Source organism: Gilliamella sp. Occ4-3, assembly GCF_001690675.1.
Lineage (GTDB): Bacteria > Pseudomonadota > Gammaproteobacteria > Enterobacterales > Orbaceae > Gilliamella > Gilliamella bombi.
This window is the reverse complement of the sequence record NZ_LZHR01000022.1, coordinates 111712-136537: the sequence shown is the minus strand read 5'-3', so window position 1 is coordinate 136537 and position 24826 is coordinate 111712. Positions and strand designations below refer to the sequence as shown.

Here is a 24826-nt window from a genome sequence, read left to right as displayed (position 1 = left end):
GGTTAATACAAAAAGTCAATAGCCTCTAACTATTATTTATATGATATGCTAAATGGAAAGTATAAGAATTTATTTTTGTTTTCCATTTAACTTACTTACCTTATATTCCAGCTTTTCAGGTTTATTCATCCAAACAATAGCTCCCTCGTTTTGTTAAAAAGTTTCAGGAAAGACTACGTTTTAGTATAGTTCATTAAGTAATCAATGCTATTTAATAAAATTGTGAAATAACTCAAATTTTTTAAGTGGGATTAGGTTAAAATAAAACCAATGATATTTTAATTTTAAAATTTCCTAGGAGAAAAAATGAAAGCAGCAGTTATTAAGCAAGAGTGCGATGGTCAAGTCGAAATCAAAGATATTCCTATTCGTTCTTTAAAAGCAGGAGAGGCCTTAGTTGATGTTGAGTATTGTGGCCTTTGTCATACTGATCTTCATGTTGCAGCTGGCGATTTTGGTAAAAAACCAGGTCGTGTTATTGGACATGAAGGTGTAGGGATTGTGATTAAAGTTGCCCCAGATGTAAGAAGCTTAAAAGTTGGTGATCGGGTTAGTATTGCTTGGTTCCATGCTGGTTGTGGTACTTGTGAATATTGTATCTCTGGGCAAGAAACGTTTTGTCGTAATGCATTAAACTCAGGATATACTGTTGATGGAGGCATGGCAGAGCAGTGCATTGTTAAAGCTGATTATGCGGTTAAAGTGCCAGAAGGGCTCGATCCTGCACAAGCAACAAGTGTAACTTGTGCTGGTGTGACTACCTATAAAGGTATTAAAGTGGCTGCTACTAAACCAGGACAATGGCTTGCAGTATTTGGGATTGGCGGTTTGGGAACACTTGCTGTCGAATATGGTAAAAAAGTGTTTAATAATAAAGTGGTTGCTATTAGTAACAGCGATAGCCAATTAGAATTATGTAAAACACTAGGTGCTGATTTGGTCGTTAATCCTAAAAAAGTTGAGGATGTGGGCGTTTATATTAAAGAACACACTGGAGGAGGAGTGCACGGTGCTGTTGTAACTTCTGTGACTAAAACAGCATTCAATCAGGCCATCAATTCAGTGCGACCTTTAGGGCGTGTGGTCGCCTTAGGTTTGCCTTCAGAAAATATGGATTTAAGTATTCCTAAAACCGTGTTAGATGGTATTCAAGTTTTAGGTTCATTGGTTGGAACTCGTGAAGATTTAGCAGAAGCATTTCAGTTTAGTGCAGAAGGAAAGGTCGTGCCGATAGTTGAAAAAAGACCTTTGGAAGATATCAATGATATGATCGACGAAATGAAAGCAGGTAAAATTCGAGGTCGTATGGTTGTTGATATGAAAATGCAGAAGTCTAAATAAATTAACCTTATTTGTAATTCAAAAAGCTGGCTATATGCTGGCTTTTTTATAAATCAAAAAATTATTTATTTGATTTATATAAGTTTTTATGTAGATAATGTTAATCTTTTCTTGTGTTTTATAAATAAATCCCTATCATAATCAGATTTTGCTAATTAATTTTATATGTTTCAAGAGGAACTTCATGGCAGATCATAATTTAGAGAATAATTTGCGCAAGGATCTTGGTTTAGTTTCTGCATTATCACTAGTCGTTGGAATGGTTTTAGGTGCAGGAGCTTTTATGAAACCTCCTGCTGTGTTAGAAGTTGCTGGTGATTATAATTTTGCGTTGCTAGCTTGGGTAATAGGTGGTGTATTTTCTATTTGTGGTGGTTTAACTCTTTGTGAACTAGGAGTCATGTTTCCTCGAACTGGTGGAATGTTAGTATATTTAGAAAAAATCTATGGTGCGAAAGTTTCTCACCTTTATGGTTGGATGATAACTGTCTTATTTGCGCCTTCACTTATTGGAGCACTAGTCGGATATTTTAGCTCAGTATTTTGCTTATTATTTCATATCAATGATGCTTATCGAATGGCTGTGAGTGCTGGCGTTTTAGTGTTTATTGCAACAATCAATGCAGTAGGTGTTAAAAAAGCAGGTTATTTGCAAACTATTGCCACTATATGCAAACTTATTCCAATACTATTATTAGCTATATTTGGATTATGGAAAGGTAGTGGACAAGTGGTATTGTTCAGTGCTAGTGGGCAAGGGATTGAAAGCTATGCGCCTTTCGCTGTCGCTATTTTAGCTACGTTATTTGCGTATGACGGTTGGGCGCAGGTCGCATCGGTAGCTGGTGAAATTCGTAATCCGTCGAAAGTTTTACCCCGAGCCATAATTTTAGGCATAATCTTCCTTGTTATAGTTTATGCCTGTATTAATATTGCATTATTCAAAATTTTTCCTGTTAAAGAAATGGTATCACTAGGACATGATACTTCAGCGGTTGCTTCACAGCGGATGTTTGGGCATTTTGGTGGTAATTTAGTTGCAGTTGGTATTATGATTTCCATCTTAGGCGGCATTAATGGCTATATTATGACGCTATCTCGCACAATTTTTAGCATGGGAGAACGAGGGACTATCATTGGTGCACGTTATTTAAGTACTATTGATGAAGAAAGTCGCTCACCAATTAATGCGATTATCGTTTTAGTTATTTTTTCTTTCCTTTATTCAGTGTTACTCGATGCTGATCGTCTATCTGAAATATCGATGTTTTCCATATGGGTATTTTATTTATTAAATTTCATTGGTGTAATAATTGCTCGAAGAAAATACCCGAATGTGACTAGAACTTATAAAGTAATTGGTTATCCGATTATTCCTATCATCGCTATGTTAGGTGCAATATATGTTATTTACGGAATGTTAATTTATCAAACCGTAAATGGTATAGCATCAATAGTGGTCACCTTAATTGGTTTGCCTGTGTATTACTATTATCATATAAGAAATAAAAATAAAGCGCTATCACTTGGTGAAATGAAAAAATATGATACTAGCACTAAATATATGATCGTTACGGTTTCAATAAGTATCATTTTGGGATTAATTGTTTATGGTTATATCGTTAGTGGCAAATGATAAGAATAGTTAATTATTAATTTAAATTCTAAAATCAATACAATCCTGAATTAAAACATGAAGTGCAATTTTAAACACGGTGGAGTGAAGAAAGTAGAAAGGCGATTTATACTAGCACCTTCGCACCACCACAGTTTGGAGATTGCTATGTATTATAATCACCTTTCTAGGAAGGAAAGATACCAGATTTTCGTATTATTACAAGCAAAGAAGGAGACCGCCGATATAAACGGTCAATTAAACAACGTCCAAGTTATGTAGAAAGCCGGAAAACGCGAGGACATTGGGAGGGCGATACGATTATTAGCCGTAAAGACAAGCAAGCATTGGTGACATTAGTTGAACGCAAAACAGAGCTAGTATTAATTGGGCGCCTCAATCAACGTACCGCCTCCGAAACGAGAGATATGATAATAAAATTGCTAACGCCGTTTAAAAAAATGGTTAAAAGCATCACCTTTGATAATGGAACCGAATTTAATTATCATCATGCTATTGAGCATTATTTAAATACTACCGTGTACTTTGCGGAGCCTTATAAAAGCTGGCAAAGAGGCACAAATGAAAACACCAATGGCTTAATACGTCAGTTTATACCAAAGTCAGCGGCCATTTCATTAGTTGACGACAAACAGATAAAGAAAATACAATATCTATTGAACACACGCCCAAGAAAACGGCATAAGTTTAAAAGCTCTGCCGATTTTTATTCTAAGGAGTTAAGAAGAATTGCACTTCATGGTGTAATCTAGGTTTTGAGTTAATATGTAGCGTAATCAACAAATATTTAGTGATGCAAAAGATAGAAAATAAAGGCTCAAATGCTTTATTAATTTTTATTATACCTTTAAACCCCATAAAGTAATTTCAGGGAAAAACGCCTTATGAGTTTTAAAGGATTATTTTAATCATAAAGTGTAAATAGCCTTTTTTACATACTATGAATTTTTTTCATTTATAGCCTGTGTTGATGGTTCAGTGTGGCAAGCGTTATTAATTTGAATTGAAATATTATTTGGTGACAGATTATATTTACTTTTGTAGATACAGTTAGCATAGTCAACCATACCGCTAGTTAGAAATAGGTCTAAAAACCATCCAATACCTAATAAACCAGCAGTAAAAAACCAAATGAAGCCTGTAATCCATTTTCCACAGTACATGCGATGGGCTCCCCACATTCCAAGAAAAAACCATAATAAATATGCGACACCTTTACTTTTCATACTATCTCCATTTTATAATTAACTTATGTTTTTATTAATAATTAATGCTTTTTATAAATATTATTCATACCTGATGCAGTAGATAATTGATGTAACGTTAATTTTTAGTGTAACGATAATAGTAAAATCGCTAATTTTACTGTTTTCTTATTTATTCTGCAAATAGAAGAAGCATATAATATTACAACAAGTTAACTCGATTTTGTTGAAATGAATGCTAATGAGTAATAAGTATCTGTTAGATTAAATCTGAGCTACTAAAATTAAAAATAAAAACTCGAATCATTAAAAACCCGCTGTTTTAAAGCGGGTTTGTTTTTTATTTAAAGTAATTTTGATTGAAAGCAAGATAGTCGCTAAATCTCTAAGTAATCTAAGATACCTTCAGCCGCTTTGCGACCTTCGCTAATGGCAGTGACAACTAGATCAGAACCACGAACAGCATCGCCACCAGCAAAGATTTTTGGATTGGTGGTTTGGTAGCTGTTAGCTTCGGGTGCGATAATTTTGCCTTGTGGGTCAAATTCGACACCATGCTGAGCAAGCCAAGGCATGGCATGTGGTTTGAATCCAAAAGCCATAATTACTGCATCGGCAGGAAGAATAAATTCAGAACCTTCGATAATTACTGGCGAGCGTCGTCCTTTTGCATCTGGCTCGCCGAGTTCTGTCCTTACCATTTTTATGCCTGTTACTTGTCCTGTACTGTTAATTTCAATGCTGAGAGGTTGTACGTTAAATTGGAACTGTGCGCCTTCTTCTTTGGCGTTTTTGACTTCTCGTTTTGAGCCCGGCATGTTGGCTTCGTCTCGGCGATAAGCACAAGTAACTTCAGTTGCACCTTGACGAATAGATGTTCGTACACAGTCCATTGCAGTATCACCACCACCTAATACCACAACACGTTTGTTTTTCATGTCAATGTAAGGAGTATCTTGGGTTTGCGCATGTTTCATTATGTGTTTAGTGTTGGCAATTAAAAATGGTAAGGCATCATAAACGCCGTTGGCATCTTCGTTTTGAAGACCCGCTCGCATTGATTGATAAGTTCCAGCTCCCACAAAAACTGCATCAAATTCGTTGATTAAATCGGTTAATTGTACCGTTTTACCGACCTCAGTATTTAGACGGAACTCAATGCCCATTTCAGTAAAAATATGTCTTCGGTTGATTAATACTTCTTTATCAAGTTTAAACGCCGGGATGCCAAAGGTGAGTAGTCCACCAATTTCAGGGTGACGGTCAAACACAACTGGCGTTACGCCATTGCGGACTAAGACATCGGCACAAGCAAGGCCAGCAGGACCAGCACCAATAACTGCAACTTTCAATCCTGTTTTTTCGACGTTTGATAAATTAGGTTTCCAACCCATTCTAAATGCTTCATCAGTAATATAACGCTCTATATTACCTATGGTAACTGCGCCAAATTCAGCATTTAAAGTACAAGAGCCTTCGCAAAGGCGATCTTGTGGGCAAACTCGACCACAAACTTCAGGCAGGCTGTTGGTTTGATGTGAGAGTTCAACCGCTTCTAATATTTTGCCTTCATTAACCAATTTTAACCAATTGGGAATATAGTTATGCACAGGGCATTTCCATTCACAATATGGATTGCCACAAGCAAGGCAACGATCAGCCTGTGCTTGTGATTGTGGAGCAGAAAATCCTTCATAAATTTCAACAAATTCAATTTTGCGAATATTTAACGATTTTTTAGGCGGATCAACACGTTGTAAATCGATAAATTGATAAACATTTTGACTCATTTTCGTGTTCTCCTTACTGTGCTTGAATACGTAATTCTGCTGATGAGCGACTGCGGTGCCCAAGTAGTGCTGTTACATCACTCGATTTTGGTTTGACTAATACAAATTGTTTTGAATAATCATCCCAATTAGCCAAAATCTCTTCCGCGCGTGATGAATGGGTAAGTTGAGCGTGCTCCATTATTAAACCACGTAAATGTTCTTCGTGAATTGAGTAATCAGCAACATTCAATAGTTCCACTAACTCTTTATTTATGCGTTTATGGAAATCACTATCTTCATCTAAAATATAAGCAAAACCACCTGTCATACCTGCACCAAAGTTAACTCCTGTTTTGCCTAATACGCAGACAATACCGCCTGTCATATATTCACAGCCATTGTCACCAATGCCTTCAACAACACTAATTGCACCAGAATTACGTACCGCAAATCGTTCTCCAGCACGTCCAGCGGCAAAGAGTTTTCCTCCAGTTGCACCATATAAGCAGGTATTACCGGCAATGGTTGCTTCATGGCTTAAAAATGCTGAGCCTTGCGGTGGTCGAATCACAATACGACCGCCAGCCATGCCTTTACCAACATAATCATTGGCATCGCCTGTGAGTGTTAAGTCCACACCTCCAGCGTTCCAAACACCAAAACTTTGACCCGCAGTGCCGTTAAAGTTAAGCGAAATAGGATCAGCAACAAGACCTTGGTCACCATATTTTTTGGCAATATAGCCAGATAAACTAGTACCTACAGAGCGATCGGTATTTTGTATATCAAAATAGAAGCTTTGGCTTTGGCGATTATCAACAAATTGTTGTGCTTGTGTGATGATCTCTTTATTTAGCACACCTTTATCAAATGGTTTATTGTCTTCAATACAATAAACTGGTTTGCCATCAATAGGTTTTGCTGTTTCAAGCAGTCCTGATAGGTCAAGTTTTTGTTGTTTTGCCGTGATGCCATCAAGTTCTAATAACAGATCGGTGCGTCCTATCAAATCGACGATACGACTGACACCTAGCTCGGCCATAATTTCTCGCGTGTTACGCGCAATAAAGCGGAAATAGTTTATCGCCTTTTCTGGCAGGCCATGATAATGTTCGCTACGCAGTTTTTCGTCTTGCGTTGCAACACCCGTTGCACAGTTATTAAGGTGGCAAATACGCAGATATTTACAACCTAAGGCAACCATTGGCCCTGTTCCAAATCCAAAACTCTCAGCACCTAAAATAGCTGCTTTGACAATATCAGTGCCCGTTTTTAAACCACCGTCTACTTGTAAACGTATTTTGTGACGTAACCCATTGGCGACTAATGATTGCTGAGTTTCAACTAACCCTAATTCCCAAGGAGAACCAGCATATTTGACTGAAGTTAATGGGCTGGCGCCTGTTCCACCATCATAGCCAGAAATGGTAATTAAGTCGGCATAGGCTTTAGCAACTCCAGTTGCGATTGTGCCAACGCCTGGCTCTGATACTAATTTAACCGAAATCATGGCATTATGGTTAATCTGTTTTAGGTCAAATATTAATTGTGCCAAATCCTCAATCGAGTAAATGTCGTGATGAGGTGGTGGTGAAATAAGTGTGACACCCGGTACAGAAAAACGCAATTTAGCAATATATGGGGTGACTTTGTCGCCAGGTAACTGACCACCTTCCCCCGGTTTTGCTCCTTGTGCTACTTTGATTTGAATAACATCGGCACTCATTAAGTAACTTGGTGTTACACCAAAACGACCTGATGCAACTTGTTTTATGCGTGATACTTTTATGGTGTTGTAGCGAGCTGGATCTTCACCGCCTTCGCCTGAATTTGAAAAACCACCGAGCGTGTTCATTGCTTCGGCAAGGGATTCATGTGCTTCAGGGCTTAGCGCACCAATTGACATGGCTGCCGAGTCAAAGCGTTTGAACAGTGATTCTTCTGGTTCGACTTGATCAAGTGGAATAGCTGTGTTTTCAGGTGGATTGAGCTTTAATAAATCACGCAAGGTGGCAATAGGGCGGTTGTTGACGATATCGGCATAGCGTTTGTAATCTTCATAATTGCCATTATTGACTGCTTTTTGTAGTGACTGTACTACATCAGGATTATAAGCATGATATTCACCACCATGAACATATTTAAGTAACCCACCTTGTTCTAATGGTTTTCTTTTCAGCCATGCACTTTTTGATAAGTTAAATTGATCTTGTGCAAAATCATCAAAATTGGCACCATTAATACGGTTAGTAACTCCTTGGAAACAAAGTTCAACAACCTCTTTATTTAAACCAACTGCTTCAAATAGTTTTGAACAGCGGTAAGAGGCGACGGTTGAAATGCCCATTTTTGACATAATTTTATATAAGCCTTTGTTAATTCCATTACGATAATTAAGAATGGCTTCACGGTAAGATTTTTTTATTGTGCTATTATCGATCATTTGGCCTAAGATTTCGTAGGCTAAATAAGGGTAAATTGCGGTTGCACCAAAACCAAGAAGTACCGCAAATTGATGTGGATCACGGCAGCTTGCGGTTTCGACAATGATATTAGCATCGCAACGTAAGTTTTTTTCAACTAAGCGTTGCTGAACAGCTCCAACTGCCATAGGCGCAGGAATTGGTAAGCGATCAGGTGCTATATTTTTATCTGATAAAATCAATAATACCGTGCCATTGCGAACTTTTGCTTCAGCATCACCACATAATTGTTCAATGGCATCGCGCAGGCTACCATCGATTTCATAAGTGATATCTAAGGATTCTGATTTGTAATAACGTGACTCTAATGCTGTTAATTGTTTAAAATCTGAATAGACCAAAACAGGGGATTTGAACGCAACACGATGCGCCTGACCTTCTGCTTCGGCAAACACGTTCATTTCACGGCCAATACTGGTTGAAAGTGACATAACGTGTGATTCGCGTAGTGGGTCGATAGGCGGATTTGTTACCTGAGCAAATTTTTGACGAAAATAATCATAAATTGAGCGAGGCCTTGTTGATAGTACCGCAAATGGTGTGTCATCGCCCATTGAGCCGGTGGCTTCTTGACCGTTTTCACCTAGCACTCGAATACATTGGTCGAGCTCTTCAGCACTATAACCAAATTGTTTTTGATAAGTTGCTAGCAAGATATCGTCATAATATCGAGAGCCAATGTTATCATCAGGTAGGTTTTCAAAAGGGATCAGTCTTTTAACATTTTTTTCCATCCATTCTTTATATGGATGACGTTTTTGTAAATCGTTGTCTGTTTCAGACGATTGTAAAATGCGACCTTCTTCAGTGTCGATAACTAACAATTCACCTGGACCAACGCGTCCTTTAGTGACGACTTCGTCAGGTTGATAATCCCAAATACCGATTTCGGATGCACAGGTAATGAGTTTGTCTGTCGTTATTACATAACGTGCAGGACGTAATCCGTTACGGTCTAAGTTACATGCGGCATAACGACCGTCAGACATTACAATACCGGCAGGACCATCCCAAGGTTCCATATGCATTGAGTTGAAGTCGAAAAAAGCACGCAGATCTTCGTTCATGTCAGGATTATTTTGCCATGCAGGTGGAACCAATAAGCGCATAGCTCGTACAATATCCATTCCTCCTACAAGAAATAGCTCAAGCATGTTATCTAATGAACTTGAATCAGAACCTGTGACATTAACAAAAGGTGCCGCATCTTGTAAGTCCGGAATGAGTGGCGTTTTAAATTTATAGGAACGTGCTTGTGCCCATTGTCTATTACCTTCAATAGTGTTGATTTCACCATTATGAGCTAAATGCCGAAAAGGTTGCGCTAATGGCCAACGAGGTACAGTATTGGTTGAAAAACGTTGATGAAATAAACAAATTGCTGTTTCCATTCGGATGTCAGCCAAATCTAGATAGAATCGAGGTAAATCTTTAGGCATACATAAGCCTTTATAGATATTGACCTGATTTGAGAAGCTACAAACGTAAAATGTATCGTCTTGTACCCGTTTTTCAATTCGACGGCGCACCATGTATAGGCGGCGTTCTAAATCAATTTTTGTCCATCCAGCGGGTGCATTAACAAAGACTTGTTCAATTTTAGGCAATGATGATAGGGCAATTTCACCAAGCACACTTTTATCAATTGGTACCTCACGCCAACCTAAAATAGATAAGGTTTCATTGGCTAATTCTTCTTCGACAATATCACGGCTAACTTGAGCTTCTTTTTCATCTTGGCTCAAAAACAACATACCAACGGCATAATTACTTGCTAAACGCCAGCCCGCATCTTGTGCCACTAATCTAAAAAATCGATCGGGTTTTTGTAATAAAAGTCCACAGCCATCGCCAGTTTTACCGTCTGATAAAATGGCACCACGGTGTTGCATTCTGGCAAGTCCGTGAATTGCAGTACGCACCACTTTATGACTTGGTTGTCCTTCAATGTGAGCAATTAAACCAAATCCACAGTTATCTTTTTCATGATGCTGGTTATATAACATATCATTGCCTCTAATTCATCGTTTTATAATTTAAGAAGGAATAGGCTTTAATTCCATATTGCGTGTGAAGTTAATCAAAAATTAGTTTTTGGTCAAATAAATATTATTTATAAGTCAATCTTCCAAATATAGCGTTATTAATAAAGCTAATGGCGGTTTGTATTACGTTTATATCTAGTTGTATTTGATGCAAAATGAATAATTGTCTAAAATATTAGCAATTAATTATATATTAACTATAATTAGCTTAAATAATAATAGTTAGTTAGGAGTAGGAAAATCGCTATGAAATATTTTGCTTGGTGCATTTCGCTTTTAGTTGGATTGATGAGCTTAGGTCAAGAAATGCTATGGTTTAGAATCGTTAGCTTTATGTTAGGTGGTGCTCCCTATGCTTTTGCACTTGTACTGTTCTTTTTTCTATTAGGTATTGCTTTTGGTGCAAGTCGAGGTAAAGCAATTTGTACACGCTATTCGAACCTACTATTGGCCGGAGGAATGGTTTTAATTTTTGCTGGTTTTATTGATATATTAATTCCATTTATTATTCAAAGCATAAATCAACCAAATAGCTTAACTCAATGTATACGTATATGTAGTATTTTAATATTTGTCGTTGCAGCTTTAAAGGCAATATTATTTCCAATTGTGCACCATTTAGGTACGAATATTGGCAATGGAAAAGTAGGTGCTTCAGTTTCTAAAGTCTATTTTTTTAATATTATTGGCTCAACGCTTGGTAGTTTATTAATTGGCGGAGTTCTTCTTGATTATATTTCTATTTCATCAATGTTTATTTTAATAGGTATTGTTTGTATCTTATTAGGTGGCTTGATGATAATTAAAAAATCGGCAGTTTCTGTTTCTGCCTTTGCTATACTTGGTATTAGTTGCTTTTATTTTGTAGATAAACACACTGATTATATTTTCAGAGATAGCCTAGGACAAGACATATCTATCAATTCTTATATTGAAAATCGCTATGGTGTAATTCATATCGCCGATGACAATAAGAATGGACAGAAAAATATTGTAGTAGGAAATCGAATGTATGATGGCATTTTAAATATAGATCCAGATAGTGATATAAATGACTTAAATCGGCTTTATTTATTAGCGGCAATTCATCCAAATCCTAAGAAAGTGCTGGTTATTGGGGTTAGTGGTGGGGCTTGGACGCGTGCTTTATCAAGTTTTCCTACATTAGAAACGATTGACGCCATTGAAATTAATAAAGGTTACTTGGATATTATTAAACAATACCCAGTTGTTTCTCCAATACTAGATGATCATCGAATTAATATCTATATTGATGACGGTCGACGTTGGCTTAAACGAAATAGTGATAAAAAGTATGATTTAATTATTATGAATACTACTTACCATTGGCGTTCAGGAATAACCAATCTATTATCGCAAGAAATGATGAATATATTACATAATTCATTAAATCCTAATGGTATTTTGGCATTTAATAGTACTCGTTCGCTAGATACATTAAAAACGGCACAATCGGTATTTAAGTATGCTTATTGGGGTACAATGGGCTTTATTTATGCCTCGGATTCAGAGATTAACATTGATGACAATGTTGCTAAAAATCGCCTTGATAAGTTGGTTTTAGATGGCAAACCATTGTTTAATGAAGCGTCTAAACAAGTTAAAAACGGTGCTTACCAAAAAACATTAGCAACCAAACTGTTAAGTCTAGATGAAGTTGAAAAGCTTTATAACTTAGGACGAGATACGGAAATTATCACCGATAGTAATATGATAACTGAATATAAATATGGTTATTTGGACAAATAATTAAGGACGCTTTTATGTTAAGTAAGAAACAATCACTACTATTAAGCACGCTATTTTTTATTTCTGGAATGAGTGGCTTAACTTATCAAGTTGCTTGGCAACGAGCTCTTTATTCGGCTTTTGGATCTGATGCTGATTCTGTAGCAATTATTGTATCGGCATTTATGTTAGGACTTGGTTTAGGGGCTCTTGGAGGAGGAAAAATTGTTGATAAATACCCAAATAAAGCACTACAGTTTTTTTGTTTTAGTGAATTTGGAATTGGTTTATTTGGAATAATTAGTTATCAACTTATTTTATTTGTCGGTGATATCTTTATTGTTTATAATTTAATTGTTGTTGCAATTGTTAATTTCTTATTGGTGCTTATTCCAGCCCTTTTGATGGGAGCAACACTTCCAATTTTAATTACTTATATAGCACAGTTTTGGAAAAATATTGGTCAAACAACAGGACATCTTTATGCGATTAATACTTTTGGTGCGGCAATTGGTGCAATTTTGACAGGATTTATTTTATTTAACTATTTTGCTCTTAATGTTGTAACGATATTGGCTGCACTAGGAAATTTTGTTGTTGCTATATCTGCTTATCTATTTTTTAATAAAATGCGAATAAAAAAGAGCGGATAAGAAGATAGAATAATACTATTAAAGATATTAAAAATGATAAATCGGTGATAGTTGTCGCTGGTTTATCAATATATTATTAAAATCAATTAGTTAATTATTTTAATAATACAAGCTTTTTACTACTAATTAAGTTTAAATAAGTAATAAAGATTATTTTGATATATTTCCCCTCCTTTTATAAAAATTGCATAATCATACCTTTATAATTGGATGAAAAATAAAAAGAATGCTGGCTTAATAAATATTATTTATAAGTCGATCTTTTAATAAGTTATATAAACGTCATTAATAAAGCTAATAGTAGTATTTACTTTTATGATTTATTTTGTTTTTTATAAGTTAAGGTGTTGCTTTTAAATTTGGCTTTAGAAAATGGGATATAAGTTCTTTTTCTTTCTTGTTAAAAAGTTTCAGGTAACTATGTGTTTGAGTATAAAATAAGTTATTTGATTCAATAACTATGAGTGACAATTGTATACTGTTATAATTTGTTATCTTTTATTTTTGATCTATTAATAATGCAAACTAAAATTACGATTGTGGGTGCTGGCGCCGCTGGGCTTTTTTGCGCAGGTTTACTGGGGCAAAAAGGGTATGATGTTACTGTGATTGATAATGGTAAAAAGTTAGGACGCAAAATTCTAATGTCTGGTGGTGGTAAATGTAATTTTACTAATTTAATGGTTGAACCTAGTAATTATATTTCTTGTAATCCTCATTTTTGTAAATCAGCTTTGAAACAATTTACTCAGTGGGACTTTATCCAATTAGTAAATCAGTATGGTATTGCTTACCATGAAAAAGATCATGGGCAATTATTTTGTGATAATTCAGCGCAAGATATTGTTGATATGCTATTAAACGAGTGTCAAAAAGGGCATGTTCATTTTATGATGCAGACTCAGGTTGAAGATATTAGCAGTGATAAAATAGGATTTAAATTACATACTTCTCAAGGCATTATTGATAGTGATAATCTTATTATTGCTACGGGAGGCTTATCGATGCCTGCCCTTGGCATGACTTCAATTGGTTATAAAATTGCCGAAAAATTGGCTATTCCAGTGATACCAGTCAAAGCAGGATTAGTACCGTTCACGTTACATAAACCTTTACTTGATATATTATCAACCTTGTCAGGTATTGCTGTTGCTGTTGAAGTTTCTAATGAAAGAGTTAGTTTTAAGGAGAATCTATTATTTACTCATCGAGGAATTTCAGGACCAGCTATTTTGCAAATATCAAGCTATTGGCAGGCTGGAGAGTCAATTACTATTAATTTATTACCTGATTTCACATTCGAATCATCGTTTAAACCATTATTAGAGCAGAATCGTAATCAAACTATAAAAAATTGTTTAGCACAGGTTTTACCTAAAAGGCTTGTTGAGGTGTTAATACAGCTCAATTTGATAAACGATATAATAGTTAAGCAACTTAATCCCAAACAACAGCAAGACTTGTATAATGCTTTAACACATTGGCATATTACTCCAAATGGGACTGAGGGTTATCGTACTGCGGAGGTGACTCTTGGTGGTATAAGTACTGATGCGTTGTCTTCCAAAACTATGGCAGTTAAAACACACCCCAACCTCTATTTTATTGGTGAGGTTGTTGATGTGTCAGGTTGGTTAGGTGGCTATAATTTTCAATGGGCATGGAGCAGTGCATTTGCTTGTGCTCGATCGTTTAATTAATTACGCCCATTTGAATATGGTATTTTTTTACTTTGTATTGTAACGTTGTGCGTGAAATGTTTAATAGTTTTGCCGCCGTTATAATTTTGCCGTTGGCTTGATTTAATGCGTTAATGATGAGTTGTCGTTCATAGTTTTCAACTTGTTCAATTAAGTTGTTTCCATCAGTAGATGTGTTGATAGGTAAATTTTCTGGTTTATTGATATCATCTTTTTGAGAAGATGAACTATTAAGATCGAATAGATCTTCATCAAGGACAATATTCTGTAATTCACCCGGTTCGTTTTGTAATACCATACTTCTGACAATTGTATTTTCAAGCATACGGACATTACCGGGCCAAGGAGCTGATATTAATTGTTGTAGTGCATGTTCACTGATACCGCTAATTACAACATTGACGTCGTTTTTATGTTTATCAATAAAATAGCGTGCTAACACTGGAATATCTTCTGTTCTGTCGCGTAAAGCGGGGAGTTTTATTAAACCAACGTTTAAGCGAAAAAACAGATCACTTCTCATTTTTCCTGTTTTTAATAGTTCTGTAGGTGGTTCATTCATGGCAGCAACAATACGAACATCTGAATGCATTTCTTTATTACCACCTAATTGCCAGTAGGTTTTTTCTTGTAAGAATCGTAATAATTTACTTTGCATTTCAAGAGGCATAGCATTTAATTCATCAAGGAATAATGTGCCTCCGTTAGCCAGTTCTAAATAACCTTGTCGGTTTTCAGCCCCCGTAAATGCGCCTTTGACCGTACCAAATAGGGTGCTTTCAATCAGTGTGGTTGGTAGTGCACTACAGTTGAGCGAGATAAATGCTTTGTCACGGCGTTGGCTTGTTTGGTGGATTAAACGAGCAAATAGCTCTTTACCTGTTCCTGTTTCGCCAACTATTAATACTGGAACATCATTTGCTCCCAAGATGTTAGTTTGATCGATAACCTCTTGCATTGTTTTTGATACAAAAACAATTTCTGGTAATGGTTGTTCTTTATTTTGATATAACTTGCTATTGAGCTTGAATACTTGGTCTTGTAATTGCCTAACAGTAGATAAATTTCGACCTATTTCTATTGCGCCGATAATTTTTTGATTTTTATTATAAAGAGGAACTGTTGTGTGCATATAATCTACAAGTTTACCTACATGGTTATAATAGCTTTGGTAATTGTTTTGATATTCTTTCCCATGTTGTAGGGCTTGCAACATCGTGCTGTCTTCTTTTCGCATCTTGGGATAAACTTTAAGCATTGGTTTTCCTATAGCTTGTTCTATAGGGTAACCATCAAGTTCAGCACTTTCCTGATTGTAATAAACATATTTGCCTTCTTTATCAATAATCGCCATTGGTTGATGGATTAAATCAAAAAAATGTTTAAATATTTCCAATGATTGTAATAATTCAGGGTCGATTGTCATGATATTCGTGCCTTTTGAACTAGGGTGATTTGTTATATTTAGCTTTGTTTAATTTAAACGCCTGTTAATTATCATATAAAAATGACAAATTTTTGTCATAAAAATTGATTTTATACTAAATGACTAAATTTTTACTTGCGCTTTGTTTGTTAATATATTGATTATTTTTGTTTTTAAAGTTGGCATGCTGATTGCACAACAAGTGAGAAGCCATTTTACTTATTTTTTATGTAATCATTAACTGGAGGCTATATGTCCGACAAAATTATGTCAAATTATAACAAATTACGCACTGATCTTGTAACTAAAGATCGTCGTTTTAGCGCTGAAAGTGGCAAACTTTGTTTTGATGGTGTTAATTTAGAAGAGTTAGCCAAAAAATATCCAACGCCTTTTTATGTGTTTTCTGAAAAGGAGATTGATCGTAATGTGCAAGAAATTAAAGAGGCATTTAAAGCTCATCCAAAAACAAAAATTTTCTATGCATCAAAAACTTGTTCAGTAATGGGTGTTCTTAAAGCGATTAAAGATGCAGGAATTTATGCCGAAGCGAACTCAATGTTTGAAGTGCGTAAATGTTTAGATATCGGTTTCTCTGGTAGCCAAATTGTGTTTAATGGTGTTGTTAAAAAGCCAGTGGATTTAGAGTTTGCTATTCAAAATGATCTGTATATTATCAACGTAGATAGCTTATATGAGCTTGATATTATTGATGAGATTTCAAGACGTTTGAAAAAGGTAGCAAATGTTTGTGTGCGTGTTGAACCAAATGTTCCGTCAGCAACTCACGCAGAATTAGTCACTGCTTATCATGCTAAATCAGGTATCGATTTAGAACAAGCAGAAGAAACATGTCGTCGTATTTTAGAAATGCCATATGTTCATTTACGCGGTTTACATATGCACGTTGGTGATCAAGTTCCAGAATCAGAGCCTTTTGCTAAAGCTACGAAAGTTTTAGTTGATGAATCACGTCGCTTAGAAGAAGTGCTTGGTATTAAATTTGATTTAATCAACGTAGGTGGGGGGATCCCTGTTCCTTATAAATATGATGAAGAAAATGGTAATCCATTAGAAGATAATATGTATGCAGGTATTACTGCACAAGATTTTGCTGATGCTGTTATTAGTGAAGTACACAAATGGCGCACTGATGTTGAAATCTGTATTGAGCCAGGCCGTAAAGTAACAGGCTCAGCAGGTGTGCTTGTAACTGAAGTTGCCTGTGAAAAACGTAAAACCAATTATGATTTAGATGGCAATATTGAAGAGCATGTTGAGTGGAAATTTGTTGATGCTGGTTATAGTGTGCTATCTGATAGTCAACATTTTGATTGGTTCTTCTATGTTTATAATGCTTCAAAAATCAATGAAACACATGATGAATACATCAAATTGGCAGGTCCTTTATGTGATGGTGGTGACTATTTCCATGTCGGTGTTAAAGGTGAAGAATTCTTAATGCCAAAAGACACTCAAATCGGTGATATTGTTGCTTTCCTTGATGCTGGTGCTTATACCATCGAAAGCCAAACTGTTTATAACAATCGTCCTCGTACTTCTGTTGTAATGATAGATAAAGAAGGCAAGGATAGATTGATTCGCCGTGAGGACACTTACGAAGATATGGTTGGATACGACATATATTAATCATCAATATCTGGGGCATTTTATGCTCCAGATATGATAAAGTGAGGTTATTATGAGTGATTCTAAAGATTCAAGTCTACTTGGTATTAAAGACATTGTTTTTATGAATGTCATTGCAATACTAAGTTTGCGTCAAATTCCTAATGTTGCTCCTTATGGGGCGTCAGCAATGGTACTTTGGTTACTTGCTGCATTTTGTCTTTTCTTCCCATTAGCTATGGTTTGTGGAGAACTTTCAACCGGTTGGCCAAAAGATGGTGGAATTTTTGTTTGGGTAAAAGAAGCATTTGGTAAACGTATCGGTTGGATAGTTGTTGTTTGCTTTTTGTTCTCTTGCGTTCTTTTCTTCCCGTTAATGTTGCAATTTGGTTTTACTGCAATTGGGTATATGTTTAGCGCTGAGTTAGCTCAAAATCAAGTATTTATTGGTGTTGGCTCTATGGTGGTATTCTGGATTTTAACACTGATGAATATTAAAGGGATGCAATGGACTAAGATTATTAATAGTGTGAGTGCATGGCTTGGTGTGTTTATTCCAGCCGCTATTATTGTGCTATTAGCTGTTGTATGGTTATTCACAGGGCATCCTATGGCTACAAGCTATAGTCATGTTAGTGATTGGTTACCTGATTTAAGTAGTTGGGATACTATTGTTTTTCTATCTAGCATGATGTTCGCATTTGCTGGTCTTGAGGTGGCTCCGATGATTGCAGGGCGTACACGAGATCCACAACGAGACTTTCCAAAAGCAATGTTGGTTTCAGCAGTGGTTATTGTTGGTATTTATATGGTCGGAACATGGGCTATTAATACTTTATTACCAGCAGCCGATACTGATATCGTAGCGGGTGTTATGCAAGCAATGGAAGCTGCAGCTAAAGAATTGCATATGCCTTGGTTATTACCAGTAATGGCAATTTGTTTGTTTTTTGGTGCATTAGGACAAATAAACTCATGGTTAGTTGGTCCGATTTATATGCTACAAGAAGCATCAAAAGAAGATAATTTGCTTGGAGAACGCATCGGTCGTTTACATCCAGTATATAAAACACCAGCGTTTGCGTTAATTATTCAAGCTGTTATTGTTACAGTACTTTGTTTTTCAACTTTTGTGTCGCCAAGTATTGCAGCAGCATATTGGATGTTAACAGCGTTAACGACAATTTGTTACTTTATTCCGTACTTAGTGATGTTTATTGCATATTATCGTTTACGTATTACTCAACCAGATGTTGCTCGTAGTTTTAAAATTCCGGGTAAGGTGTTGCCAATTGTGTTACCAGCACTTGGTTTCTTATCTACTCTATTTGCTGTGGTATTAGTGTTTATTCCACCTGCGCAAATAGATATGGGGGGGTATGTCGAATATATTGCTAAAATTGTTGGTGGTGCAGTACTTGCCATTGGTTTAGCTGAATGGATTTATTATCGAGCCCAAAAACGTAACCGTTTGCAGTAGTAATAATATATAGAGGAGTAAAATTATGTACAAACCTATATTAGAAATTGATTTACGCAAATTAAGAAATAATGCTCGTGTTGAAAAAGATTTATTAGCTAAACACGGTATTGAGGTTATGGCTGTTAATAAAGTTTTTGATGGTTGTGTTGAAACGGCCAAAGCAGTACTTGAAGGCGGTATTGATGTGATTGCTGAATCAAGAACATACAATTTAAAGAAATTAAAAGATGCTTTAAATTGTAAAACCTGCTTATTACGGAGCCCTTGTTTAAGTGAAATTAGTGATGTTGTTAGATATGCTGATATTAGCTTAAACAGCGAAAAAGCAGTAATTCAGGCACTTTCTGATGAAGCCGTTAAACAACAAAAAGTACATCAAGTTTTATTAATGGTTGATATGGGGGATTTACGCGAAGGTATTTGGTTTGAACATATTGATGAAATCATTGATACGGTTAAACTTATTCTTTCTTTACCCGGTGTTGAGCTCTATGGGCTCGGCACCAATTTTAATTGCTATGGTACTGTACTACCTACAGTTAAAAATGGAGTAGACTTTTTAAAAATAGCGCGTAAAGTAGAGCAAGTTTGTAATATTAAAATAAAGTATTTATCGGCCGGTAATTGTACCAGTTACCACTTATTGGATAAAGGTATTTGGCCAGAAGGATTAAATCATTTGAGAATTGGTGGTTTACACGAGTTTGGTATTGAATATGTGGATATGAAATATCTTGACGAGTTTCATCATTCAAATAAACCCGTTGATAAAGCATGTAGTAATATTTATAAATTATATGCGCAAATCATTGAACTCAATAGTAAACCAACAGTTCCTGTTGGTGAATTAGGTGTAGATGCTTTTTTAAACAGCAAAACCTTTGTTGATAGCGGTACACGCAAACGAGCACTTCTTGCCTTTGGACGTCAAGATGTGCCAGCAGAAAGCTGTATACCCATCAATGATGATATTACTGTATTGGGTCAAACCAGTGATCATACCTTGGTTGATATTGAAGATGTTACTCAAACACTTCGTGTTGGCGATGTTATTGGATTTGAGCTTGATTACACTGCTTTACTAATGGCTTGTCAAACTAATGGTGTAGAAAAACGGTTTATTTATTAATTTGTGTTAACTGCTGGGTAACCAGCAGTTTTTATTAATTACTAGGCGGTTTATATGACAACATCTGAATCACAAGAAAACCCTTATCCCAGTAGTAATTTAAAGAAAAACCTAAAAAATCGTCATTTATTGATGATTTCATTAGGTGGATCAATTGGTACTGGATTATTTATTGGTATTGCAGCTCCACTTAGCACAGTTGGTCCATTAGGAACAATTATTGCTTATTTAATGGCAGGAAGCATAATGCTTTCAACAATGTTATGTTTAGGTGAACTTTCTTGTGCATTTCCTCATGCAGGTTCATTTCAACACTATGCGTTGATGTTTATACCCAATCCGATTTGGAGTTATACCATCGGTTGGTTGTATTGGCTTAGTTGGGTACTATCTATGGCGGCAGATTTAACCGCTGCTTCAATGATTGCTCACCAAACCTTCCCTTCGATTCCTATTTATCTTTTTAGTCTATTAATTCTAATTGTTCTTACTTCAGTGCATTTAACCTCTGTTCGTGCATTTGGAGAAAGTGAGTATTGGTTTTCAACTATTAAGGTTCTTGCGATTATTGCATTTATTGGGGTGGGGATTTATTTACTTAATCACCAATATAGCGAAACGCATATCTTACCAACATTTAAAACCGAAAAAGGGTGGTTTCCTAATGGTTTTTTAGCCATATTGGTTTGTATGACTATCGTGACCTATTCCTTTCAAGGCGTCGAATTAATTGGTAGTGCAGCTGGTGAGGCGCAATCTCCACAGTCTGTGTTACCCAAAATTATTACTGGTGTTGCTTTTCGCATTATTCTATTTTATGTTCTGGCTATTGCTGTTTTAGCCCTTGTTTATCCATATGGAACGGTTCATTCTGAAATTAGCCCATTTGTGTGGGTATTTAATAAAGCAGGAATTTCAATAGCTTCGTATTTAATGCTTTTTGTTATTTTTTGTGCGGCAATATCGGCGGCTAATTCTGCAATTTATGCCAGTTCAAGAATGCTGTGGTCTATGGCACAAGATAAACTCGCACCTCAATATTTTTCAGACGTAAATAAGCGTGGAGTGCCCACAAAAGGTATTTTATTTATTGCTATTATTGCGCTAGTTTCACTATTTTCTAAATATATTGCCGCTGAAAAATTGTATATTTATTTAGTAGCGGGAACAGGGCAAGTGGGATGTTTTGCATGGATTATTATTGCTTGGTGTCAATATCAGTTCCGTAAGGGAGTAAATAACGGTAAATTTCCCAAAGAGATGGTAAAGTTCAAATCGCCATTATTTCCTTGGCTAGCAGGGGTTTCTATTATTGTTAATATTGTGATTATTATTGGTGTTTGGTTTGGGGAGTCAGGACATTTTATTTTATTATCAGAAGTTGTTTTAGTAATAATTATTTTGGTTTCTTACTTTTTTTATAAGAAACGAAATTCTTTAATAATAAAAACGTTAGATTAATTTTATTGACCTATTAATTTGTTTGTAATCACCTAATAAATCGGTTTAGGTGATTACATTTAATTTTTAAAATCAGATTATTAATGTTTTTACTATTTGTGATTTATCTTTATTTTAAGGCACTAAATTAAGTGCGTTTGCTTGGTATAATCTTGATTAAATCCTTTCTGATACAAGTTATTTTAGAAAAGCTGATACACCCGTAAAAACGACTTGCGCAGCAATAGCTGATATTAGTAACCCAGTAAGTTTTGATAAGATAGCAATACCTGTGTTTTTTAATACTTTAGCAATACTTTTTGCACATAATAGCATTGCATAAATCCCTGAAGATGCAATGAATAAAGAAACAGCGCCAATCATATTGGCTGCAAAGCCTACGGAGCTTGTTCCCATAACAATGATAGTACCAATGGAAGCGGGTCCCATACAAAGTGGAATTGCAAGTGGTACAACACTAATATCGTCATCACTGTTAATTTTATTCTTTTCTGGAGAATCATTCATTAGTGACACTGCAGTGATAAATAGCAACGCTCCAGAACCAATACGGAATGCATCAAGAGTAAAACCAAAGACACTAAACATGGTATTACCAAAAAAGAATAGCACTATACCGATGATAAATACGGCACAGGATGTTTTGAGTGCTGTTTTGCGTCTAAGCTGTTCGTCGTATTGTTTTGTGCCACTTAAAAATGCACTTAAAACAGCAGGAGGTGTCATTAATGCAAATAGCTTTACAGTTGTGGCAAGGATATTAACAAGATAGTCATCCATAGTGTTACCTTTCAAAGAATAACAATTAAATTCCCTTTAATTTTGTTAACATTATTAGTTGCTAGGGAATGATTTTTGTTAGATACAAAAACGGCCACCAAAAAGGTGACCATGTTTAATCTGATATTTTTTAATTGGTTTTAGACAATTAAACCAATAAAATTTAGTTAAGGCGCTCTTTGATACGAGCTGCTTTACCACGAAGTTCGCGTAAGTAGTAAAGTTTAGCTTGACGTACTTGACCACGACGTTTCACAGTAATTGAATCAACAATTGGTGAGTGAGTTTGGAATACTCGTTCAACACCTTCACCATTCGAAATCTTACGTACGGTAAATGCAGAGTGCAAACCACGGTTGCGAATGCCAATAACAACACCTTCATAAGCTTGAAGACGTTTTTTGTTACCTTCAACAACCCATACTTTTACTTCAACCGTGTCACCAGGGCGAAAAGACGGGATGTCTTTTTTCATTTGTTCTTGTTCTAATTGCTGAATAATTGCATTTTTCATAATATTATCTCTTACTAGTTATACTGAAATATTAATTGCTTAGTTTGTCACTGTATTCTTGTTGGAATTCAGCGAGTAAACATTGCTCTTCATCAGTCAGAGCTAGATTTGCAAGAAGATCTTCTCTTCTTAACCAAGTTCGTCCTAGTGATTGTTTTAATCGCCAGCGACGAATCGCTTCATGGTGACCAGACATTAATACGTCAGGTACCGCCATTCCATCTAACACCTCAGGACGAGTATAGTGTGGACAGTCAAGTAAACCGTTAGCAAAAGAGTCTTCTTTTGCCGATGATTGGTGATTTAGCACGCCAGGAATAAACCTTGCTAATGCATCAATCATGGTCATCGCCGGTATTTCACCACCACTTAACACGTAGTCCCCAATTGACCATTCTTCGTCAATTTCGGTTTGAATAACGCGTTCATCTATACCTTCGTATCGTCCACAAATCAAAATTAAATTTTGATTTTGTGACAATTCACAAACACCTTGTTGGTCTAATTTGCGCCCTTGTGGGGAAAGATAGATTACTTTTGTATTGTTACCTGCCACTGTTTTTGCCGCATGAATTGCATCTTTAAGTGGTTGAACCATCATTAACATGCCGGGACCACCACCATAAGGCCTATCATCGACAGTCTTATGCTTATCATGCGCAAAATCGCGAGGGTTCCAATACTCTACTGTTAACAGCCCATTTTTAACGGCTCGACCAGTTACGCCATAACAGGTAATAGCTTGAAACATTTCGGGAAAAAGGCTAATTACGCCAATCCACATAGTTTTACCTTACCAATTAAAAAGCAGGATCCCAATCGACCACAATCATTTTTGTTGTTAAATCAACTTGTTTTATAAATTGATTATCAACAAAAGGGATTAAACGTTCTGTTGCTCCAAATGCATCTTTTAAATTTGCTTTAACCACTAATACATCGTTAGATCCGGTTTCCATCAAATCAGTTACTAGTCCTAAATCATAGTTATTAACTGTTTTAACTCGGCACCCAATGAGATCTTTCCAATAAAAATCACCATTGCTAAGTGCTGGTAATTTTTCTGCATCAACAAACACTTCAATATTGGTTAATGCAATGGCTTGATCACGATCATCAATGCCTTTAAGTTTTACAATCATATCATGATTATGCGGTTTAAAACTCTCTACAATTACCTCTTGCCATTGCCCAGCACGCTGGATATACCAAGGAGTGTAATCAAAAATGCTATCTGGAAATTCTGTAAACGAAAAAATTCTGAGCCATCCGCGAATGCCGTAGCTTGAACCAAGTTTACCAACAACAATAAGATTCTCAGTATTCATCATTACAGTGATTATCAATTACTAAATTAAGCAGCTTTTTGTGCTTGTTTAATTAGTGCATTAACACGATCAGAAACAGTTGCACCTAAACCAACCCAATGATTTACGCGATCAAGATCTAAACGTAATTCTTCTGCTTTACCTTGTGCAATTGGATTAAAAAAGCCAACGCGCTCAATAAAACGGCCATCACGTGGGTTACGGCTATCAGTGACAACTACTTGATAAAAAGGGCGCTTTTTAGAGCCACCACGAGCTAAACGAATAGTTACCATAACATCCTCTTAAATTAAAAAATAATCTTTTTTCTGCCCAACACGGACAAAATCAAAGCCCCAGAATTATACTCTTTCTAGCAAAAAGTGCAATGGCTGTTTGTTGATGATGCGGCGTTATATTGATTGACTTAAACTAACTTACAAAAGAGTGGATAAAAATGATACTAACTATAATTTATTTAATTTAAGTGGAAATCGATAAATATAATAAAAT

19 protein-coding genes are annotated in these 24826 nt (G+C 35.8%); 10 read left to right on the top strand and 9 right to left on the bottom strand.

The window, feature by feature from the left end; translation table 11 throughout:
* Positions 1-306 precede the first annotated feature (306 nt).
* The 3 genes from adhP (at position 307) to A9G44_RS02705 (ending at position 3729) form a co-directional block, all read left to right on the top strand.
* Positions 307-1341, top strand: a complete 1035-nt coding sequence (gene adhP, locus A9G44_RS02715; protein ID WP_065609124.1) for an alcohol dehydrogenase AdhP — start codon at positions 307-309, stop codon at positions 1339-1341.
* Positions 1342-1525: 184 nt separating this feature from the next.
* Positions 1526-2977, top strand: coding sequence for an APC family permease (locus A9G44_RS02710; RefSeq protein WP_065609123.1), 1452 nt, complete (start codon positions 1526-1528; stop codon positions 2975-2977).
* 236 nt (positions 2978-3213) lie between these two features.
* Positions 3214-3729: an IS30 family transposase gene (locus A9G44_RS02705; protein ID WP_257006574.1), complete on the top strand. Its 516-nt coding sequence runs from the start codon at positions 3214-3216 to the stop codon at positions 3727-3729.
* 186 nt (positions 3730-3915) lie between these two features.
* Here A9G44_RS02705 and A9G44_RS02700 read toward each other — a convergent pair whose 3' ends face one another.
* The 3 genes from A9G44_RS02700 to gltB all read right to left on the bottom strand — a co-directional run bounded on the left by A9G44_RS02700 (position 3916) and on the right by gltB (position 10443).
* A complete protein-coding gene (locus A9G44_RS02700) occupies positions 3916-4203 on the bottom strand; it encodes an NINE protein (protein ID WP_065609121.1) in 288 nt (95 codons plus the stop codon).
* Positions 4204-4559: 356 nt separating this feature from the next.
* Positions 4560-5972: an FAD-dependent oxidoreductase gene (locus A9G44_RS02695; protein WP_065589372.1), complete on the bottom strand. Its 1413-nt coding sequence runs from the start codon at positions 5970-5972 to the stop codon at positions 4560-4562.
* 13 nt (positions 5973-5985) lie between these two features.
* Positions 5986-10443, bottom strand: a complete 4458-nt coding sequence (gltB, locus tag A9G44_RS02690; protein WP_065609120.1) for a glutamate synthase large subunit — start codon at positions 10441-10443, stop codon at positions 5986-5988.
* A 285-nt stretch (positions 10444-10728) separates the two neighbouring features.
* On the opposite strand from gltB, the gene A9G44_RS02685 reads away from it, so the two are divergent.
* The 3 genes from A9G44_RS02685 to A9G44_RS02675 all read left to right on the top strand — a co-directional run bounded on the left by A9G44_RS02685 (position 10729) and on the right by A9G44_RS02675 (position 14584).
* Complete coding sequence (locus A9G44_RS02685) at positions 10729-12252, top strand: fused MFS/spermidine synthase (RefSeq protein WP_065609119.1); 1524 nt, start codon at positions 10729-10731, stop codon at positions 12250-12252.
* A 14-nt stretch (positions 12253-12266) separates the two neighbouring features.
* Positions 12267-12884, top strand: coding sequence for an MFS transporter (locus A9G44_RS02680; RefSeq protein ID WP_065609118.1), 618 nt, complete (start codon positions 12267-12269; stop codon positions 12882-12884).
* Between the two features lie 518 nt (positions 12885-13402).
* The gene (locus A9G44_RS02675; protein WP_034913757.1) at positions 13403-14584 is read left to right on the top strand and encodes an NAD(P)/FAD-dependent oxidoreductase; all 1182 of its coding nucleotides are present in this window, start codon (positions 13403-13405) and stop codon (positions 14582-14584) included.
* Here the strand turns inward: A9G44_RS02675 and A9G44_RS02670 are convergent.
* Complete coding sequence (locus A9G44_RS02670; RefSeq protein ID WP_143426289.1) at positions 14577-16013, bottom strand: sigma 54-interacting transcriptional regulator; 1437 nt, start codon at positions 16011-16013, stop codon at positions 14577-14579. The two genes, A9G44_RS02675 and A9G44_RS02670, sit on opposite strands and share 8 nt — an antisense overlap.
* A 249-nt stretch (positions 16014-16262) precedes the next feature.
* Between A9G44_RS02670 and lysA the strand changes: the two genes are divergently transcribed.
* Genes lysA through A9G44_RS02650 form a run of 4 tightly spaced genes read left to right on the top strand, consistent with a single transcriptional unit; the run spans position 16263 to position 21712 of the window.
* Entirely contained in the window at positions 16263-17660 is a 1398-nt protein-coding gene (gene lysA / locus A9G44_RS02665; protein WP_065575037.1) for a diaminopimelate decarboxylase, read from the top strand.
* 52 nt (positions 17661-17712) lie between these two features.
* On the top strand, positions 17713-19119 hold the full coding sequence (locus tag A9G44_RS02660; RefSeq protein ID WP_034913748.1) for an APC family permease: 1407 nt from the start codon (positions 17713-17715) through the stop codon (positions 19117-19119).
* A gap of 25 nt (positions 19120-19144) precedes the next feature.
* Positions 19145-20251 carry an alanine/ornithine racemase family PLP-dependent enzyme gene (locus tag A9G44_RS02655; protein ID WP_065589379.1) on the top strand — a complete coding sequence of 369 codons (1107 nt, stop codon included), beginning with the start codon at positions 19145-19147 and terminating at the stop codon, positions 20249-20251.
* 54 nt (positions 20252-20305) lie between these two features.
* Positions 20306-21712 carry an amino acid permease gene (locus A9G44_RS02650; protein WP_034913741.1) on the top strand — a complete coding sequence of 469 codons (1407 nt, stop codon included), beginning with the start codon at positions 20306-20308 and terminating at the stop codon, positions 21710-21712.
* A gap of 177 nt (positions 21713-21889) precedes the next feature.
* Here A9G44_RS02650 and A9G44_RS02645 read toward each other — a convergent pair whose 3' ends face one another.
* The 5 genes from A9G44_RS02645 to rpsP form a co-directional block, all read right to left on the bottom strand.
* Positions 21890-22492 carry a MarC family protein gene (locus A9G44_RS02645; protein WP_065561484.1) on the bottom strand — a complete coding sequence of 201 codons (603 nt, stop codon included), beginning with the start codon at positions 22490-22492 and terminating at the stop codon, positions 21890-21892.
* Between the two features lie 163 nt (positions 22493-22655).
* Positions 22656-23006 (bottom strand): 50S ribosomal protein L19, encoded by a 351-nt coding sequence (rplS, locus tag A9G44_RS02640; protein WP_034913735.1) that lies wholly within the window; start codon positions 23004-23006, stop codon positions 22656-22658.
* A 31-nt stretch (positions 23007-23037) separates the two neighbouring features.
* A complete protein-coding gene (trmD, locus tag A9G44_RS02635) occupies positions 23038-23790 on the bottom strand; it encodes a tRNA (guanosine(37)-N1)-methyltransferase TrmD (RefSeq protein WP_034913730.1) in 753 nt (250 codons plus the stop codon).
* Between the two features lie 16 nt (positions 23791-23806).
* Positions 23807-24337 carry a ribosome maturation factor RimM gene (gene rimM / locus A9G44_RS02630; protein ID WP_065609116.1) on the bottom strand — a complete coding sequence of 177 codons (531 nt, stop codon included), beginning with the start codon at positions 24335-24337 and terminating at the stop codon, positions 23807-23809.
* 23 nt (positions 24338-24360) lie between these two features.
* Positions 24361-24609, bottom strand: a complete 249-nt coding sequence (rpsP, locus tag A9G44_RS02625) for a 30S ribosomal protein S16 (RefSeq protein WP_034900786.1) — start codon at positions 24607-24609, stop codon at positions 24361-24363.
* Positions 24610-24826: the final 217 nt, after the last annotated feature.

Coding starts and splice junctions, on each gene's coding strand:
- adhP (WP_065609124.1), top strand. CDS start 307: ATGAAAGCAGCAGTTATTAAGCAAGAGTGCGATGGTCAAGTCGAAATC.
- A9G44_RS02710 (WP_065609123.1), top strand. CDS start 1,526: ATGGCAGATCATAATTTAGAGAATAATTTGCGCAAGGATCTTGGTTTA.
- A9G44_RS02700 (WP_065609121.1), bottom strand. CDS start 4,203: ATGAAAAGTAAAGGTGTCGCATATTTATTATGGTTTTTTCTTGGAATG.
- A9G44_RS02695 (WP_065589372.1), bottom strand. CDS start 5,972: ATGAGTCAAAATGTTTATCAATTTATCGATTTACAACGTGTTGATCCG.
- gltB (WP_065609120.1), bottom strand. CDS start 10,443: ATGTTATATAACCAGCATCATGAAAAAGATAACTGTGGATTTGGTTTA.
- A9G44_RS02685 (WP_065609119.1), top strand. CDS start 10,729: ATGAAATATTTTGCTTGGTGCATTTCGCTTTTAGTTGGATTGATGAGC.
- A9G44_RS02680 (WP_065609118.1), top strand. CDS start 12,267: ATGTTAAGTAAGAAACAATCACTACTATTAAGCACGCTATTTTTTATT.
- A9G44_RS02675 (WP_034913757.1), top strand. CDS start 13,403: ATGCAAACTAAAATTACGATTGTGGGTGCTGGCGCCGCTGGGCTTTTT.
- lysA (WP_065575037.1), top strand. CDS start 16,263: ATGTCCGACAAAATTATGTCAAATTATAACAAATTACGCACTGATCTT.
- A9G44_RS02660 (WP_034913748.1), top strand. CDS start 17,713: ATGAGTGATTCTAAAGATTCAAGTCTACTTGGTATTAAAGACATTGTT.
- A9G44_RS02655 (WP_065589379.1), top strand. CDS start 19,145: ATGTACAAACCTATATTAGAAATTGATTTACGCAAATTAAGAAATAAT.
- A9G44_RS02650 (WP_034913741.1), top strand. CDS start 20,306: ATGACAACATCTGAATCACAAGAAAACCCTTATCCCAGTAGTAATTTA.
- A9G44_RS02645 (WP_065561484.1), bottom strand. CDS start 22,492: ATGGATGACTATCTTGTTAATATCCTTGCCACAACTGTAAAGCTATTT.
- rplS (WP_034913735.1), bottom strand. CDS start 23,006: ATGAAAAATGCAATTATTCAGCAATTAGAACAAGAACAAATGAAAAAA.
- trmD (WP_034913730.1), bottom strand. CDS start 23,790: ATGTGGATTGGCGTAATTAGCCTTTTTCCCGAAATGTTTCAAGCTATT.
- rimM (WP_065609116.1), bottom strand. CDS start 24,337: ATGATGAATACTGAGAATCTTATTGTTGTTGGTAAACTTGGTTCAAGC.
- rpsP (WP_034900786.1), bottom strand. CDS start 24,609: ATGGTAACTATTCGTTTAGCTCGTGGTGGCTCTAAAAAGCGCCCTTTT.